The following is a 17,227-nucleotide window of genomic DNA, read 5'->3' as shown; positions in this document are numbered from 1 at the left end:
GAATACGTCGCCTACATCCCACAGTGGGGGACATGTGGACTCGACTCTCAAATTCCAGCTACGGCTCACCGTCTCGCCAGAACTTGCCAGCGCCTTGCGCGCCGATTCTTCCGGCGCGGCGCAGGTTGCGCTTCAGAGGATTTTGCTTCGGCATAACGCGACCGTGATTTGTCAGTACGACGCATTCGCGGATTACGTGAGCGAGGCGGAGCGGCTTGGTATCGAGAAATATTCGCTTTATCAGTGGACGCGCGAGACGATCGAAAACCCGGAGAAGAAAGCGAAGTACCTGCGGTCGTTCACGGTCTACGTGAATGGCGAACAGATCTACGACGGGCAGACGGCCGATGAGATGGAGACCGAAATATTGGCGCTATGCAGTGGGAGCGGCACATCCGGCGGCATTAAAAGCGGTATCGAACGCGTTTCGAAGTTCGATACGAATCCTGCCAACAACCCACAGCCGCCCAGGCATTAGCGTTTGCCGTTTTCATTCAACTGTCACTGTTTCGCGACTAGGATCGCTGGTCAAAGACGCCAGTTCTTCCTACCCACAAAACATAGACATGTCGAACACAAAAAACGCTAAGGCTTCGCCAGCCGATCAGGGCGCTTCCATCGTTTCGCGTCGCGGGTTCCTGAAGTTCGCCGGCGCATCGGGTCTCGCTAGCGCCGCCAGCGCGCTCTCAACAGCGCGCGCCGCGAGCGGCACGCCGGACGGCACACCCGAGCAGGTACACCTCACCTGGGGCAACGATCCATGCAGTGAAGTCACGGTGTCGTGGGCATCGCTCGCGGCTGCCGTGAAGCCGCATTTGCGCATTGGCCGGGTTGGAGAGGGCAAACGGATCGTGCATGGCGTGCAGACCACGTACACCGACGGCCTCAATGGCGAAGTGGTATTCAACTATCACGCGCGCCTGCGCGACCTCAAGCCCGACACGAGCTACGAATACGAGGTCACGGCCGATAACGACAGCAACGCGGCGCAGCCCTTTAGCGGCGGCTTCCGCACGGCGCCGCGAGGCCGCGCACCGTTTCGCTGGACGAGTTATGGCGACCTCGCCACGCCCAATACCGGCTGGGTGCTGTCGTCGCCGCAAAGCCGCTTCGCGGTGCAGGCGGTCGAGCGCTTTCAACCGCTGTTCCACCTGCTCAACGGCGACCTTTGTTATGCGAATCTGAACCCGACACAGCAGCCCGAAGTGTGGCGCGACTTCGGCAACAACTGTCAAAGTTCGGCCGCGAATCGTCCGTGGATGCCGTGCCCCGGCAATCACGAGATCGAGTTTCACAACGGCGAGCAAGGGTTCGCGTCGTACCTCGCGCGCTACACGCTGCCTGATAATCACACGCGCTTTCAGGGGCGCTGGTACAGCTTTCGCGTGAGCTCGGTGCTGTTCATTTCGCTCGATGCAGACGACGTCGTCTATCAGGACGCCGCCGCGTTCGTGGCCGGGCCGGCACCGCTCGTGCCGGCAGCGAGCACGGGCAATCCGCCGATCGAGCCAGGCACGTCATTCTATGTGCGCGGCTACAGCGGCGGAGAGCAAACGCGCTGGCTGGAGAAGACGCTCCGCCACGCGACCCAGGACGACGACGTCGACTGGATCGTCGTGCAGATGCATCAGGACGCGTTGAGTTCTTCGAAGACGGGCAACGGTTCCGATAAAGGCATCCGCGAAGCCTGGCTGCCGCTGTTCGACCGCTATGGCGTGGACCTCGTGCTATGCGGCCACGATCACGACTATGAGCGCAGCTATCCCGTGCGCGGCTGCAATCACAACAAGGGCACCGATATCGCAACGGGTCGTCCCGTCGATACATTGCAGCCAAAGCCGGTGATGTCGGCGATTTCCGCGGGGGCGTCGACATTCGATACGAGCCACGGCACGATCCACCTGATTCTCGGCGGTGGCGGTACGAGCGCGCCACTCGACGTGTACGGTGTCGACGCGGGCACCGGCCTGCCGCAAGCGCGCATTTTCACGCGACCTAACCGTCCGGTTCCGGGCAGCACGGCAGGCACGTTCGTGCGGGCGAGCGCCGATGCGGTCGAAGACGCGATCTGGTCCGCGCAACGCGATACCGGCACCGGCTACGGCATCGCCGTGTTCGATCATGACCCGGGCCATCCGGGCGGCGAGACGACCATCACGATGAACTACTATCATGCGCCCGGCGCGGACCTGACGCCTACAGCGAACTATGAACTGTTCGAAACCATCGAACTGAAAAAGAAACGCAGGCGCTGACGCGCAGGCGGCTGCAAGAGCCAAGGACGGCGCGGCAGGATTTGTTACACGTCTTACCGGTACGCGATGAGGCGGTTACAGAAGCCTTTCGGATCGCCGGTTATACTCGCGCCGTCTCATAAAAACCAAAGACCTCTTATGTCGAAGCGAATTCTGAAAATTGTAGCTGTTGCAGCGCTCACGAGCGCGGCGTCGTTCTCGGCTATGGCCGGCGATATGAACAATGCGCTGGGCGGCGCGCTTGGTGGCGTAGCGGGTGCCGCATTGGGCGGCGCGGTCGGCGGCAGCACGGGTGCTGTGATTGGCGGCGCGGTGGGCGGCGGCGCAGGCGGCGCGGTGACGTCGAACCGTCGTGAGCGCACGGGCGCCATCGTAGGCGGCGCGCTGGGCGGCGGTGCGGGCACCGCAGCCGGCAACGCGATGGGCGGACGTGGCGGCGGCCTGATCGGCGCAGCCTTGGGCGGCGGCGCGGGCTCCGCGCTCGGCGGCAATATCTCGCGCTCCAACCCGTATGCCGACGACTACTCGCGCGATTATCGTTCGGGCAAGAAGCATCATAAGCATCGGCATTACGATTAAGCGGCGGGCCTGGGTGCTTCTGGACCGCACCGGCAATACAGGTGCGGTCCACGCACTCATGACTTCGAAGAGCCCGACGTAAACGCAAGCACCGCTTCCCTGAAGCCGGTGCTGCCATACACTTCTTCGATCAGGTCCTCATCGTCGAGTCGTTGTTCGACGACGATGCGGCGCAAGCTCTCCTTCACCGCTTTCTGCGTGACGGGCGAGAGCGCTATCAACCGTTGCGCGAGCGTATGCGCTGCCTCCTGCAGCAGGCCCGGCTCGCAGACCTGATAGACGTATCCGCAGGCCAGCGCTTCGTCGGCCGTCAGATAGTCGGCGAGCAAGAGCATCTTTTTGACGCGCGGCGTGCCCAACGCCGCCTGGAGCCGCGCGATGTTGCGCGATGAAAGCGTGTTGGACAGCGTCTTTGCAATCGGCGCACCAAAGCGCGATGCGTCGCTGCATATGCGGAAATCGCAGGCCGTGGCAAGCGCCAGACCGCCACCCACGGCCCAGCCGTCTATCACCGCTATGGTGGGCTTCGCGATTCGCTCGACCGTGCCGATCACGCGCTCGACGAACGCTTCGTACGCCACGCCATCGCGCCCATCGCGGAAGTCCGTGAAATAGCCGATGTCCGTGCCGGAGATGAAAGACCTGCCGCCGGCGCCGCGCAACAAGATGCAGCGCACGTCGCTATTCGCTTCACATTGGGCGACGAGTGCGAGTAGCGACTCGTACATGTCGAGCGTCATCGCGTTGTGCCGCTCAGGTCTGTCGATCACGATTTCCGCCGCGCCGGAACCGTCGACGCTGAGGCTAACCAGTTCGCTCATGACGCGGCTCCGTTGATCTCCGCGAAGATCTCATCGTTATGTTCACCCAGCAGCGGCGGATGGCGGCGCACGGTTGGCGGCGTGCCGAGCAGCTTGACGGGAAAGCCGATGTTCTTGACCTTGCCCTCGTTCGGATGGTCGATTTCCATACACATGTTGCGATGCCGCGCGTGGTCGCTTTCAAATGCTTCGGGATACGAAAGAATCGGTCCCGCTGGTATGCCGGCCGCGAGCAACACGTCCACCCATTCGCTGCTGTCGCGCTTGGCGAATTCCTGCTCCAGCACCTCGATCATCGCCTCGCGATTTTTCAGGCGCAGCGACACGGTCGCGTAATCGGTATGGTCGATCAGATCCGGCCGCTCCAACACGTTGCACAGCTTTGTCCACAGTTTCTGGTTCGTTGCCCCCATCACGAAGTAACCGTCCCGGGCCTTCACCGCCTGATAGGGCGCGCTCATCTTGTTGCTCGTGCCGAGCGGCGTGGGCGGCACGCCCGTGCCCCAATAGTCCGACATGTCCCAGATCGAGAAGGCCATGATGGAGTCGAACAGCGACGCGTCGATATGCTGGCCTTCCCCGGTTTTCTGCGCACCGATATAGGCCGACAGGAGACCGTACACAGCGAACATCGCACAGCCGATGTCGGCCACCGGTACGCCCGCCTTCACAGGCTTGCCGCCTTTGTAGCCGGTCACGCTCATCACGCCGGACATGGCCTGCGCCATCAGATCGAAGCCGGGCCGCGACGCCCATGGCCCGCTCTGCCCGAAGCCTGAAATGCTCGCGTAGACGATCTTCGGGTTGATCGCCTTGATCGACTCGTAGTCGATCCGCAAGCGCTGCACGACGCCGGGGCGGTAATTCTCCACGATGACATCAGCTGTTCTGGCAAGCTTATAAAACAACTCGCGCCCCTCGTCGCTCTTCAGGTCGAGTGTGACGGAGCGCTTGTTGCGGTTGAGGTTAAGGAACCCCATGCTGTCGGGACCCTTCATCTTGAAGCCCATCGAGCCGCGCGTCTGATCGCCTTCGGGCGGTTCGACCTTGATGACGTCCGCGCCCAGGTCGGCCAGCATCATGCAGGCGAACGGGCCCGCCATGACCTGGCTCACGTCCAGCACGCGAATGCCTTGCAGTGGTAGTTGCCTTGATTCCGTCATGTCGAGCTTCCTCCTGGATAAGTGGCTTTGTTGTAGCTCCACTGTCGCCGAGTGCGAGGGCTGCCGCAAGAATCGCCGCGTCATGGCTGGTTTCGCGGTTCGCGAAACCGTCGCCCGAGGTTGTTCGGCTAGGCGCCGCCCGCCAGCAATTGAGCCACGACGTTGCGCAGCGTTTGCTCCTGCGCGTGCCCTTCGACGCAGGACAACACATAGCTACGCCGGGACCAGTCTGCGTCGAGCTCGACAGAAGCGAGCGAATCCTCGGGATGGAAGCTCTGTAAAACATCGGGCGGCATCAAGCCAACGCCGAGACCGTGGCGCACCATGGCAAGCATCGTGTCGAAGCCGTTTACCGTGAAGTTGTTCGGAAACAGCCGCCCGCGGCTGCGATACGCGCGCTCGACAGCGGACAGCACCGCCGAGCCCTTGCCCAGACTCACAATAGGAAGGTCGAGAATATCGTCGACGCCCACGGGCTCCCGGTCGAATTCGAAATGCGCGCGGCTATACACCAGCACGAGCCGATCATCTCTATACGCGGACTTGTCCAGATCCAGAAAGCCGCTTTTCTTCTCGTAGATACCCACGTCGATCACTTTATCGCGCAGCAGTTGCTGCACGATTTTGCTGTTTTCCTCGACGATTTTCAGTGCGATGCGGGGGTACTTGCGCTGGATCGCGGCGATTTCGCGAGCGAGGAACTGAATGACGACCGCTTTCGGCGCGCCGATAATGATGCGTCCGTCGAGCCCATGATTGAGCGCCTGCGCGTCGCCTTCCATGCGGTCTATCAGGTTGTCGATCTGCCGGACATACTCCACTAACTTCGCGCCTGACTCGGTGATCTCCACGCCGTGAGGCACGCGCCTGAAGAGCTTCGCGCCAAGTTGATCTTCCAGGTCCGACACGCGCCGCGACGCTGCCGCGACTGCCAGGCTCAGCTTGTCGGCCGCGCGCGAGATGCTGCCTTCTTCCGCAATGGCCAGGATCAGCCGGACGGTTGTCGTGTCGAATTTCACTTTGTCTCCACTTGTATCGAACGATGATGGGCGCGGGCGTTGCCCGATAGTTTAGTGCGCCGCGCTTCCGTTGATTCACGCCGCCGTATTGCAGTCGTGCGATCACACAGATGGCGTGGCGGATCGACCGCCGCATTGGCCATAGCGTCCTAACGATAACGAAAACGCTATCGCCACATACCGTTTCGACATTGGAGCTCTTGCGTTCGCATCCGTACACTTGTCATTCAGTATGTGCATACAAGTACCGCGCCACGCTGCGCCGCACGATGCATACCGACAACGACGAATGGCCATTAACGCCCATCTAGACGGAGACACGTTTTGGACAAGCCCACCAGTTCGCTCACGGCCGCCGCAGTGCGTCCCGCTCGTTTTAACTTCCGTTGGCATGTGCTCATCTGGTTGCTGATCGGCGGGATTATCAACTACATGGACCGCGCGAGTCTTTCAATCGCAGCGCCGGGCATGATTCAGGAACTTGGTCTGACACGCACGCAGATCGGCCTGCTGGGTAGCGTATTTGCGTGGACGTATGCGGTTATGCAATTGCCGGCGGGCTGGGTGATCGACCGCTTCGGTGCGAAACGCGCTTACGCGTTCGCGATGATCTGGTGGAGCGTCGCGACGTGGCTTACCGGTGTGGTCGGGTCGATCTCCGGACTCATCGTGATGCGCGCGTTGCTCGCGGTCGGCGAGGCGCCGTGCTGGCCGACTTCGGCGAAGATCACTGCCGCGTGGTTTCCGGCGAAAGAGCGCGGCTTCGCGACGGGCGTATGGGATTCGTCTTCGAAGTGGGGGCCGGCGATCGCGCCGGCCATGCTGGTCGCGCTGATGGTCGCGTTCGGCTGGCGCTCGCTCTTTCATGTAACGGGCGCTTTCGGCATTGCCTTTGCGCTACTGTTCCTGATGTTGTATCGCAATCCAGTGGACAGTAAGCGTCTTTCGAAAGATGAGCGCGAATACATCGAAGCGGGTGGCGGCGGTCATGAACGGTCGCTCGTCAATTCGAAGCTGCGGTGGCGGTCGTTGTTCGCGCGACGCAGCGTGTGGGGCATGATTCTCGGCTACTTCTGCACGATCTGGCTGTGGAATATCTTCCTCGTGTTCTTGCCGCTCTATCTGCTCGACCGGTTCCACATTTCGTTCGCGCAGCTTGGCGTGTATGCGGGCATTCCTTGGGCGGGCGGCGCCCTCGGCGAGATTGCAGTTGGCTATCTTGCGAAGAAGATGGTGGACCGTGGATTTGCGTCGCCGATTGCCGCGAAGCGGTTATTGATTGCATGCTGCGCGGTGGGCGCCGCCGTGTGCGCAATCGCGTTGCCGTTCACTCACGCGTTGAACGTCACCCTCGCTTTGTTCACCGTCGGGCTCGCATTCATCGCGGCCGTGGTCGGTTCGGCGTGGGCATTGGCGGCGGACATTGCGCCGTCGTCGATGATTGCTTCTGTCAGTTCGATCCAGAACTTCGGCGGCTATTTCGGCGGTGCGTTCTCGCCGGTCGTCGCGGGGTTCATCGTGGACCGTACCGGTTCGTATGCGCTTGCGTTCATCTCAGGCGGCGCCATTGTCGGATGCGCGGCGCTGTTCTACTGGTTCATGGCTCGCGAACCGATCGTGGAGGACGAGGCTGCCTGAACAACACAATCCGAGAAAAGGCCCGCCGTCCGGGGAATGGCGGGCCGGAAGTCGACGGACGGAGTAGTCGTGGAATAGCGTCGACGGCATCCGGCGAAAACACGCCGAACTCAGTTGCTAATGAAGATGCGCGCCGAACACCTCGGCGGCTTCGGATGCCGCAGCGCGAAAACCACTATTGCCTTCAGATAGCGGGGTTTGCTGTCGCAAACAAAGCGGCAATCCGCTTGAGCAGTCGGCGGCTATTGCGTGCCCGACTGCCTCTGAGCGCCGGATGCAGGCGTCACTCGCGCCGACTCCTTGACCAGCTGATCGGTCATTGCCGCCGCGACAGGATTCGAGTTGCGCCGATTGATCGGCTCGCGATCCGTCACGGACGACGGCGGCGGCGGCGGCGACGGAGACGCGGGCGGCGGCGGCAATGACGGATCGAGCTTTGCCGACTCGCGGACGAGCAACTCCGTCATCAACGCACCGACGTCGCTGGAACCATGGCGGCGCAGATCTTCATGGCTCCGTGCGTCCTCCGCATGCTGCGTGGCCTTGGATCTGGCGCTGTAGCGTTGAGGCTGCGGTTGCGGTTGAGGCTGCGATTGAGGTTGAGGTTGCACCTGCGTCTGCGTCTGCGGTTGTGCGGGTTGCGCGAGCTGTGCTTGAGGTTGCATCTCCGCCGCTGGGATGTTCGCCAGTGTGGTGGCCGGTGCCGCCGTGGCTGCAGGCATCGTCGGCATAGGCGCCGCCGGTGCGGGCGCCCGCACATCCCCGCCACTCACAATCGTGCCGTTACTGGTCTTCGCGCTCGCATTCGCATTCGCGCTCGCGTCCGGCGAACCAGGACGCGCGATACTCCCCGCAATCACATGGCTCTCGCCGTAGGAGCGCGAATCGGTCGTGTCGGGCGCGGTCAGGGCCGCCTCGGCTGGAGGCGCCGACTTCCTGTCCTCGCGCGGATAAAATAAATAGCCGCAGACCACCAGGTCCGCTAGCACCAGACCGATAATCAACGTCTTGCCGGTATTCGTCATATCTAAACTGAAGCTTCATTCAAGGCAGAGTAAGGTCCATGATAAACGACGACTCGTTGCCTCACCGTGAAGGCACTCCGCTGCAAATCATGCAGGAGCGGCCAGCGTCGACGCATTACGTGGATCGTACGAAAGAGTTTCTATAGAAGTCCGCTGTTTGTCACCCGCCGCTATTCAACTTTTTGGGCCATCTTTTGCGGACATGTGGCGCTATTCGTAGAGGTGAGCGTCGGCACGGCGAATCTTTTGGAGAGACCGCGACGCATCGGGGCATTAAGGGCGCGTCGGAAATTCTCTGTTACGCTCCTCGACTCATGGCCAACACGCACAAGGAGCGTCAAATGAGCAAGGGGTATTGGGTAACCACGTATCGCAAGATCAACGACCCGTCGAAGCTGGCCGCCTACGGTCAGTTGGCGGGCCCCGCCGTAGCGGCGGCCGGCGGCAAGTTCCTCGTGCGCGGCGTCGCGGAAGAAGTTCACGAGCAGGGCCTGAAGGAGCGGACGGTGGTGATCGAGTTCCCGTCCTATGAAGATGCGGTCGCCGCGTATGATCGCGACGACTATAAGAAAGCGCTCGCAGCTTTGGGCGATGCAGTGGAGCGCGACCTGCGGATCGTTCGCGGCGCTGAATAACGCTGTTTATGGCGGCCGACTCGTCGACCGCCATGACTACTGCGCTGCTGCGGGCGTTGCACGTCAGCGCGGTCTCGTCAGATTTACTTCACCGCCCCCAGCGCCAGTCCTTTCACCAGATACCGCTGCAACCACGCAAACACAATCGACACCGGCAACGTCGCGCAAAGTGTAGCGGCCATCACCAGATGCCACTCCACCACATACTTGCCCGCGACCATATCGGTGACCTGCACGGTGAGCGTCTTGTTCTCCGGCGAGCGGATCAGCGTGTAGACAACGGCGAACTCATTCCAGGCGTTGATAAACGTGAAGATCGCCGTGACGACGATCGCAGGCACGGCAAGCGGTAGAAACACCTTGAAAACGGCCTTAGTGCGGCCGCATCCTTCGAGCCACGCTGATTCTTCAAGATCGCGCGGCACCGTTTGAAAATACGACGACAGCATCCAGACAGCAAATGCGATATTGAACGCCGCATAGGAGACGATGACGCCGATTTTCGAATCGACGAGATTGCCGTCGCCATAAGGAATCATGGCCGCGAGTCTGAACAGGCCGACCACCAGCAGAATAGGCGACAGCATTTGCGTGACGAGCAGGAACTGGCGATACGTTCCGCGTCCGCGGAACGGGAACCGCGCCAATGCGTAAGCCGCCGGCAGGCTCACTGCGAGCGCGAGCAGCGTCGAAAGCAAGCTGATTACCGTGCTATTGCGCAGCGCCACGCCGAAATTCGCGGCCTTCCACATATCGACGAAATTGCTCCACTGCCAATGCACCGGCAGCCAGCGCGCCGGATACACGAAGATCTCGGAAGCAGGCTTCAATGCGGTGAAGAGCATTATGGCGAAAGGGAACAGCACGACCACCACGAGCGGCGACAATGCGAGCCAGCACCACAGCGAGCGTTTCGCTTTTGCGCTGAGCGTCATGACGGTTCTCCTTCTTTCGCGGGCTGCAAACGCAGATACGCCATTGAGAAAACGAACAGCATGACCAGCATGATCAGCGAAACGGCTGCGGCTTCGCCTGGACGTCCGAGCCTGAAGCCGAGTTCATACAGATAAGTGACGAGAATATGCGTGCTGTTATCGGGTCCGCCTTGCGTCATCACCCAGATAATCGGAAACGAGTTGAACACATAAATGACGTTCAACAGAATGGTCATATTGATGAAAGGCCGCAGCAACGGCAGCGTTAGCTTGCGGAACTGCTGCCATGCGCTGGCGCCGTCGATGCGCGCCGCTTCGTAGATGTCGCCGGGCACCGATGACAATCCGCCGAGCAGAATTGTCACAGTAAATGGAATCGATACGAGAATGCCGACCGCGATCTCCACCGGAAACGCAAGTTCGGGAGTCGCGAGCCAATGAATCGGCCCTCCTATCAAGCCGAGGCGCTGAAGCGTGACGTTGACCATGCCGTAGTCGTCGTTGAAGGCCCAGCGCCACACTACGGCGGTCATGGTCAGCGAGACGGACCACGGCAGCATGACAATCGTTCGCGCGACGCCGCGTCCATAGAAATCCTGATTCAGCACGAGCGCAACGGGCACCGAAATCAGCACGGTGCCGCCCACCACGAACACGGTCCAGATTATCGTGCGCCTCGCCGCCGCGAGAAACGCGGGGTCGCCGAAGATCGTGTAGAAGTTCTGCAAGCCCGTGAAATCGCGAATCGCGCCGAAGCGCGACACTTCATGCAGCGATTGCCAGACAATGTTGAAAATCGGATAGCTGATGATAAAAAGCGCCAGCACGAGGCTCGGCGCAATCAGCAACCAGGGCGCTTGCAGGCGTGAAGAAGCGGAACGGCTCATACGTGCTCGATCGTGAGACGCGCCCGCACAACGGAGCGGGCGCGACGGAATGGGCCGAAAAGTCGATAACGGTCGATAACGGCCAGCATGACGGCCGGAATGCGCGCCGCGCTTTATATCCGGCTGCTATTGCAGCCGCGGCGGCGCGCGTCCCGAGTGCAGCGAATTACCGCAATCTCACCGCGTAGCGCCGGTCAATGACCGAGCGACTTGTTGGCTTGCGCGGCCGCCGCATTCAATGCGTCTGCGGGCTTGGCTTTACCCAGATAGATCGACTGCATTGCGTCGGTCACGGCCTTCGCGGTGTCTTCCCAGCCTGTCACGGTGGGCGCGAAGCGAGCCGTTGGCAGCAATGCGACGAATGCTTTTGTATCCGGATCGTTGAACGCCGGGTCCGACGATTCTGCCTTGGTGGTCGGCAGGAAGCCCTCGGTGGTCGTGAACTCGACACGCGGTTCCTTCGTGAACAGATAGTCGAGGAACTTCCATGCGGACTTCTTCACCTTCGAGTTTTTGAACATCACGATCGAGTCCGTGACCGCGTAGGTGGCGTGAGTGGTGCCCATCGGAATCGGATCGATACCGTACTTCAGGTTCGGCGCTTCCTTCTTGATCTGTTTAGCGAGGAACGGTGCGGAGATCATCATCGCAACGCGGCCTTGCTTGAAGAGGTTCTGCACGTCTTCACGGCTATAGCCGGTTACGCCAGGCTGCGTCAGACCCTGATCGATCATCGACTTGTACAGCGTCGCGGCCTTGATACCCGCAGGCGAGTTGAATGCCGCCTTGTTGTCCTTGCCGATTACTTCGCCGCCGTTCGTCCACAGTGCATAGTAAAAGTAGACGTCCGTTTCGATTTCCTTGCCCTGCAGGCCGAAGCCGGCAATGCCTTGCGCTTTCAGCTTCTTCGACGCTTCGATTACGTCATTCCACGTTTTAGGGCCGTCGGGATAGCCGACTTTCGAAAGCAGGTCCTTGTTGTAGTAGAGCGCTCGTGCGGAAGCCGCAATCGGCAGACCATAGACCTTGCCGTTGATCTCGCCCGGCGCGAGGAACGGACCGATGAAGCGGCCTTTGAAGCTCGCATCCATGTAGCCGTCGAGCGGCTCCGCCACGTCGTCCTTCACGAAGTCGAGCAGCCAGCGCGTGCCCACGATCGCGAGATCGGCGTTTGCGTTGCCGGAAATATCCGTCTGGAGTTTCTGTTGCAGCGTGTCCCAGTTCACGTCCTCGATCTTGATGGTCGTGCCGGGATTGGCTTTCTCGAAGTTGCGAGCCATCTTTTCGAAGTACGGCGCGGTCGCATCGCTGTAGTGCGCGACGGTCACGCGAACCGTGTCGGCGTGAGCCGCCACGGCAATACCTGCAAACGCGAGCGCCACGGCAACTTTGCCGAGCGCGAGGGAAGCACGGGCATGCAACGACATTTCTCTCTCCTGTGTCGACCTGGTTAGGGCTTGCGCACTTGCCAAGGTCCCATCAACGATTGGTGGGATGGTCCGCTGCCGTCGCCGGCCGCTGTGGTTGAATTGTTTGAAAAAATCCTACACGGCTAAAAATGCGTTGTCACGTAGGGTCTGCGATATTTCGTTCAGGGTGGTTTTGTGCATAAGATGCCTGTAGAGAAGGCATATTCTGCGTGTGGCATACGGTGCGAAACCCAATATTCGGGATGACGAAGAGTGGCGCAGCTTCCATGCTGTAATAAATTTACAGACGATTTGGATAGCGCGGCAAGCATGATTAGCGAGGGCGAAAATGAATCGTGTGGTGTTGGTGACGGGCGCTTGCGGCGGCATCGGCAGTGTGTTGTGCAAGCGTTTCGTCGAGCAGGGCGACACCGTGCTCGCGCTCGACATCGATGCGTCGGCGCTTGAGCGCTTGACGAAGCAACTCGGCGAAACGCAAGTCAGCCCGATTACGGTCGATCTCGGCGACGCGGCTGCGGTTCGGCAAGCGGTTGCAGCCGCCGTGGAGAAACGCGGACCGGTGGATGTGCTCGTCGCCAATGCGGGCGCGGCCGAAGGTTTGACGCTCGCCACGACCGATGCCGCGAGCTGGCAGCGCGACATTCATCTGAACCTGAACGGCACCTATCACACCGTCGAGGCCGTGCGTTCGTCGATGATCGAGCGTAAGAGCGGAGCGCTAGTGCTGATCGGTTCGGTGAACGGTTTGGCCGCACTCGGGCATCCCGCGTATAGCGCGGCGAAGGCGGGGCTGATCAGTTACACAAAGGCGCTTGCCGTGGAATTGGGCCGCTACGGCATTCGCGCGAACATCGTCTGTCCCGGCACGGTGAAGACGCAGGCATGGCAGGCGCGCGTCGACAAGAACCCGCAGGTGTTCGAGGATCTGAAGAAGTGGTACCCGTTGCGCGATTTCGCAACGCCTGACGATATCGCCGACGCGGTGCTGTTTCTCGCTTCGCCTATGGCCCGTGTGATCACCGGTGTAGCGTTGCCCGTCGACGGCGGACTGATGGCGGGCAACCGTCTGATGGCTCAAGAGCTGACGCTCGAATCGCTTTGATAGAAACCGCAAGACGATGAGGAAAGCATGGCAGCAGTGCAACTGAGCGGCATCTTCAAACGCTATGGCGACACGCAGGTCGTGCACGGCATCGACCTTCATATCGACGACGGCGAGTTCGTCGTGCTCGTGGGCCCGTCGGGCTGCGGCAAAAGCACGTTGATGCGGATGGTCGCGGGGCTCGAGGAGATCAGCGGCGGCGACCTGATGATCGGCGGCACGCGCGCGAATAATCTTGCGCCGCAACAGCGCAATATCTCGATGGTGTTTCAGAGCTACGCGCTGTATCCGCATCTGTCGGTGTACGAAAACATCGCTTTTGGCCCGCGAATCCGCAAGGAGTCCCCAGCCAATTTCAAGCCGCGAATAGAGGCCGCCGCGAAGATGCTGAATCTGGGCGGCTATCTCGATCGTCTGCCGCGTGCGTTGTCGGGCGGTCAACGCCAGCGCGTCGCGATGGGCCGCGCGGTGGTGCGCGAGCCGTCGCTGTTTCTGTTCGACGAACCGTTGTCCAATCTCGACGCAAAGCTGCGTGTGCAAATGCGCACGGAGATCAAGGCATTGCATCAGCGCCTGAAAAACACGGTGATTTACGTGACGCACGATCAGATCGAGGCCATGACGATGGCCGACCGCATCGTCGTGATGAACGCCGGGCGGATCGAACAGATTGGGCGTCCGCTAGATCTCTACGATCACCCTGCGAATCTTTTCGTCGCAAGCTTTCTCGGCTCGCCGTCGATGAATTTCGCCGACGGCGTCCTCGTGAACCGCACGCAAGGCTCGGGACTCGCATTGAAACTCGCGGACGGTGGCGAGATCGTGCTCGAAGGCGCGCCTGCTTCGGCGACGGTCGGCGCGAAGGTCACGCTAGGCGTGCGGCCCGAACACATCGAGACAATGGCGCAGACGCCCGACGCGGCGATGCAAGTGGAAGTGGTGGAGCCGACTGGCGCGGAAACGCATCTGTACGGGAAGATAGGCGGCGACACGTGGTGTGTGACGACACGTCAACGTTCGAAGGTCGAGCCTGGTGAGCGCGTCACGCTGCGCTTGCCGGCCGCTCACATTCACCTGTTCGATACGGAGAGTGGGCGCAGACTGGTCTGAGCCGCGTGTTGCCGTTCGAAGCTGCGACCGACGCGGAGTCATTTAACCCTTAAGGAACATCGGGTGTCCGCACCGAATTTGATTCCCCACATCCGCAGCGCACTCGCCAATTTGCGGCCCGCCGAACGCAAGGTCGCGGACATGGTGCTGAGCGACGTCGACTTCGCGATGCGCGCGAGCATTACTGAACTTGCGCAGCGCGCGGACGTGTCGGAGCCTTCTGTCACGCGATTTTGCCGCGCGATTGGCGCGCATGGTCTGCGCGACTTCAAGATGCAGTTGGCGCAGAGCGTGGCGGGCGGGTTGCCGTATGCGTCGGCGGCGATCGCGCGCGACGACGACGTGCAGACCTTGATGGACAAAGTGGGCGAGGCCGCCGTCGATGGCATTACGCATGCGCGGGGCGCGCTGGATCCGGCGGTGGTCGAAAGCGCCATTGCTGCGCTGTCGAGCGCACGACGCGTGTTCTTCTTCGGCGTCGGCTCGGGTTCGGGGCTAGTCGCGCAAGACGCGGCGTTGCGGTTCTTGCGTCTGGACATCGCAGCCACGGCTTTTACCGACGGTCACTTGCAGCGGTTGTATGCCGGCATGATGGAACCTGGCGATGTCGCCTTTGCCATTTCGCATTCCGGACGCAGCACGGAGGTGAACGAAAGCATCCAGATCGCGAAGGAGCGCGGCGCGACGACGATCGCGCTCACCAATGTCGGCTCGCGCCTCGCGTGGCTCGTGGATATACCGCTGCTGCTGCGCGTGCCGAGCCCGATCGATCCGAATACGCCCGGCGTCTCGCGGCTCGTGCATCTTTGCATCATGGACGCGCTTGCAATCGGCGTCGCGCTCAAGGCGGGGCCGAAGACGCTGGAGAAGATGCGGCATGCGAAGGCGAGGCTGTCGTCGCATGAACCGCAGACGGGGGATTAGGGGCCGGTATCGTCGGGGAACGCTTGCGTGATGGCGTGAATGATTTGAGCGCTCAGATCAGGTCGTTCGTCGAAAAGCGGATACCGTTTGCGCAAGCTATTGGAAATGCTGTTGCCGTTCTGCCGGACGCTACGGATGATGCTGTCAAGATCGTTGTCCGGGGCTTCGAGGAAGTTCTTGATGGCTCGCCGAGCTTCGTCGTTCGCGTGCAGGAAGCGCGCTTCATTTCGCATTTCCTGTGTCAGCGTTGAGTGAATTACTGCGGCCAGATAGCTGACATGCGCGGTGAGATCAGGGTAACGCCAGGCGGGCAATGCGTCGTCGTAGGCGTGAAAGTGCAGGTTGTATTCAACGCCGTCTTCGCCCCTCTCGTTTTTACCGAACGAGTATTGATCTGCGTAGTGTTTCATAAGCGGACGCGAGAACCGTTCCAGAACTTTGTCGTAGGCGGCTCGATCGCGCGTGCTTTGCGTGATCGTTGCAGAAACAGGCAAGATGATCGGTGCAGGCACTGCTCCGTCGCGGCGCAAAACGTCGTTGATAAGAAAGCGCGAAATGCGGCCGTTGCCATCGGCCATGGGATGCACATAGACGAAGCCGAACGATGCCGCCGCTGCCCGAACAATTGGCGCGCCCTCCGACGTACGTTCGAGAAACTGGCAGAGTCCGGCGAGCATCGCATCAATATGCTGCCAATGCGGTGCAATGTAATCGACCACGGGCTCATAGCGCGCGACATGTCCGACGTAAACCGGCGAGCGACGGATGCCGTAGCGCAGGGCAGATTGGCCGAGGATACCGCGTTGCAAGTCGATGAGCGCTTGCGAATCGAACGGATTGGCATGGCGTCCGCATTCGCTTTCCATGACAGCCGCGAAACGGCGAATGCGGTCCTCGTTATCCTGCTCATGCTCGATCAGAAAGCTTGCACGGCTTTCCTTGACCGTCAGCCAGACGGCGCTGCGCATGATCAGATCAACGCCATAGTCCGCCTCGAGTTTGGCAAGCGGCGCAGCGAGGTCATAGCTTTCCGCACGCCGGATCGCATCGATGCGTCGGATCAGCGGGCAGAAGTCGCGATTGCCCGGCAAATTGTCACGCACGCGCCAGCGCCGGTTATTGATCGCGGTGCCCACAATGAACTCGTCGGGGCTTAACGCGTCCACGTAATTTCCTCGGGACGCACTTGGTGCGTTGAGCGGCCGCGGCATCAACCATTCGTAGAAGAAGCAGGCGCGGCGTGCATAGGCGCCCGTCGGTTCCCTCGCAATCCATGCCTCCAACTCATTGCGGACGGAGTCGAGCGAATAGAGCCGCGCGAGGAATTCCAGATGGATTCCCTCGTACCGGAAAGCGAATGTCAGGTGATCAGGCAGAGTGGCAGCCGGGCGATAGGCTGCGGGATACACCTCCCGACGAATGTCGCCGTCGGTCGCAGACGAACGCATCCGACCGATTTCGCTCTGGACGGCAAACGGGTGCACGGGTACGACGCCGTAAGTGTTAGACAGCCATTGATATCCGATCTGCGGCATGAAGTTCAGTCCGGGATGTCTTGAGAGGAATGGGGGCAGGTTTTCCTTCAGTAGGAATTATGGGGCTCTCAAAACGATTAGGAATCGCACTTCTACTGAAAAAACGATTATATGCTGGCGTAGGCGCAGGCTTTTGGCTTATATCAGCATCAAAACGAGTGCGATACGC

16 protein-coding genes are annotated in these 17,227 nt (G+C 60.8%); 8 read left to right on the top strand and 8 right to left on the bottom strand.

All coding sequences use genetic code 11. The features are described from left to right. Positions 1-34 precede the first annotated feature (34 nt). From JMY24_RS19975 to JMY24_RS19965, 3 genes are all read left to right on the top strand, one after another. Positions 35-478 (top strand): hypothetical protein, encoded by a 444-nt coding sequence (locus JMY24_RS19975; RefSeq protein ID WP_128598191.1) that lies wholly within the window; start codon positions 35-37, stop codon positions 476-478. 88 nt (positions 479-566) lie between these two features. Further along, the gene (locus JMY24_RS19970; protein WP_128598192.1) at positions 567-2,255 is read left to right on the top strand and encodes a purple acid phosphatase family protein; all 1,689 of its coding nucleotides are present in this window, start codon (positions 567-569) and stop codon (positions 2,253-2,255) included. Positions 2,256-2,393: 138 nt separating this feature from the next. Continuing rightward, positions 2,394-2,834, top strand: coding sequence for a hypothetical protein (locus JMY24_RS19965; protein WP_201702731.1), 441 nt, complete (start codon positions 2,394-2,396; stop codon positions 2,832-2,834). A gap of 56 nt (positions 2,835-2,890) precedes the next feature. Here the strand turns inward: JMY24_RS19965 and JMY24_RS19960 are convergent, their stop codons facing one another. The 3 genes from JMY24_RS19960 to JMY24_RS19950 all read right to left on the bottom strand — a co-directional run bounded on the left by JMY24_RS19960 (position 2,891) and on the right by JMY24_RS19950 (position 5,837). Continuing rightward, complete coding sequence (locus JMY24_RS19960; RefSeq protein WP_201702728.1) at positions 2,891-3,655, bottom strand: enoyl-CoA hydratase; 765 nt, start codon at positions 3,653-3,655, stop codon at positions 2,891-2,893. After that, positions 3,652-4,818 carry a CaiB/BaiF CoA transferase family protein gene (locus JMY24_RS19955; RefSeq protein WP_128596161.1) on the bottom strand — a complete coding sequence of 389 codons (1,167 nt, stop codon included), beginning with the start codon at positions 4,816-4,818 and terminating at the stop codon, positions 3,652-3,654. The genes JMY24_RS19960 and JMY24_RS19955 overlap by 4 nt, the downstream gene beginning before the upstream one ends. Before the next feature lie 128 nt (positions 4,819-4,946). Continuing rightward, on the bottom strand, positions 4,947-5,837 hold the full coding sequence (locus JMY24_RS19950) for a LysR family transcriptional regulator (RefSeq protein WP_128596162.1): 891 nt from the start codon (positions 5,835-5,837) through the stop codon (positions 4,947-4,949). Between the two features lie 324 nt (positions 5,838-6,161). Here JMY24_RS19950 and JMY24_RS19945 point away from each other — a divergent pair, with 324 nt between their 5' ends. After that, a complete protein-coding gene (locus tag JMY24_RS19945) occupies positions 6,162-7,475 on the top strand; it encodes an MFS transporter (protein WP_128596163.1) in 1,314 nt (437 codons plus the stop codon). 242 nt (positions 7,476-7,717) lie between these two features. On the opposite strand, the gene JMY24_RS19940 is transcribed toward JMY24_RS19945, so the two are convergent. After that, on the bottom strand, positions 7,718-8,500 hold the full coding sequence (locus tag JMY24_RS19940) for a hypothetical protein (protein ID WP_128596164.1): 783 nt from the start codon (positions 8,498-8,500) through the stop codon (positions 7,718-7,720). A 341-nt stretch (positions 8,501-8,841) separates the two neighbouring features. On the opposite strand from JMY24_RS19940, the gene JMY24_RS19935 reads away from it, so the two are divergent. After that, positions 8,842-9,135: a DUF1330 domain-containing protein gene (locus JMY24_RS19935; protein WP_128584095.1), complete on the top strand. Its 294-nt coding sequence runs from the start codon at positions 8,842-8,844 to the stop codon at positions 9,133-9,135. 83 nt (positions 9,136-9,218) lie between these two features. On the opposite strand, the gene JMY24_RS19930 is transcribed toward JMY24_RS19935, so the two are convergent. The 3 genes from JMY24_RS19930 to JMY24_RS19920 all read right to left on the bottom strand — a co-directional run bounded on the left by JMY24_RS19930 (position 9,219) and on the right by JMY24_RS19920 (position 12,384). Continuing rightward, a complete protein-coding gene (locus JMY24_RS19930; RefSeq protein ID WP_128596165.1) occupies positions 9,219-10,070 on the bottom strand; it encodes a carbohydrate ABC transporter permease in 852 nt (283 codons plus the stop codon). After that, a complete protein-coding gene (locus tag JMY24_RS19925) occupies positions 10,067-10,957 on the bottom strand; it encodes a carbohydrate ABC transporter permease (protein ID WP_128596166.1) in 891 nt (296 codons plus the stop codon). Before JMY24_RS19925 ends, JMY24_RS19930 begins: the two co-directional genes overlap by 4 nt. A 194-nt stretch (positions 10,958-11,151) precedes the next feature. After that, positions 11,152-12,384 (bottom strand): ABC transporter substrate-binding protein, encoded by a 1,233-nt coding sequence (locus tag JMY24_RS19920; protein WP_128596167.1) that lies wholly within the window; start codon positions 12,382-12,384, stop codon positions 11,152-11,154. 331 nt (positions 12,385-12,715) lie between these two features. Between JMY24_RS19920 and JMY24_RS19915 the strand changes: the two genes are divergently transcribed. The 3 genes from JMY24_RS19915 to JMY24_RS19905 all read left to right on the top strand — a co-directional run bounded on the left by JMY24_RS19915 (position 12,716) and on the right by JMY24_RS19905 (position 15,523). Further along, positions 12,716-13,489: an SDR family oxidoreductase gene (locus tag JMY24_RS19915; protein ID WP_128584091.1), complete on the top strand. Its 774-nt coding sequence runs from the start codon at positions 12,716-12,718 to the stop codon at positions 13,487-13,489. A gap of 27 nt (positions 13,490-13,516) precedes the next feature. Next, positions 13,517-14,599 (top strand): ABC transporter ATP-binding protein, encoded by a 1,083-nt coding sequence (locus tag JMY24_RS19910; protein WP_128596168.1) that lies wholly within the window; start codon positions 13,517-13,519, stop codon positions 14,597-14,599. A gap of 63 nt (positions 14,600-14,662) precedes the next feature. After that, positions 14,663-15,523, top strand: coding sequence for a MurR/RpiR family transcriptional regulator (locus JMY24_RS19905; RefSeq protein WP_128596169.1), 861 nt, complete (start codon positions 14,663-14,665; stop codon positions 15,521-15,523). On the opposite strand, the gene JMY24_RS19900 is transcribed toward JMY24_RS19905, so the two are convergent. Next, entirely contained in the window at positions 15,520-17,058 is a 1,539-nt protein-coding gene (locus JMY24_RS19900; protein WP_164853643.1) for a Fic family protein, read from the bottom strand. The genes JMY24_RS19905 and JMY24_RS19900 overlap by 4 nt on opposite strands. Between the last annotated feature and the right edge of the window lie 169 nt (positions 17,059-17,227).

The organism is Paraburkholderia kirstenboschensis, assembly GCF_904848585.1.
GTDB lineage: Bacteria > Pseudomonadota > Gammaproteobacteria > Burkholderiales > Burkholderiaceae > Paraburkholderia > Paraburkholderia kirstenboschensis.
Note: the sequence above shows the minus strand (reverse complement) of the source record. Positions and strands in the feature narration are given on the sequence as shown.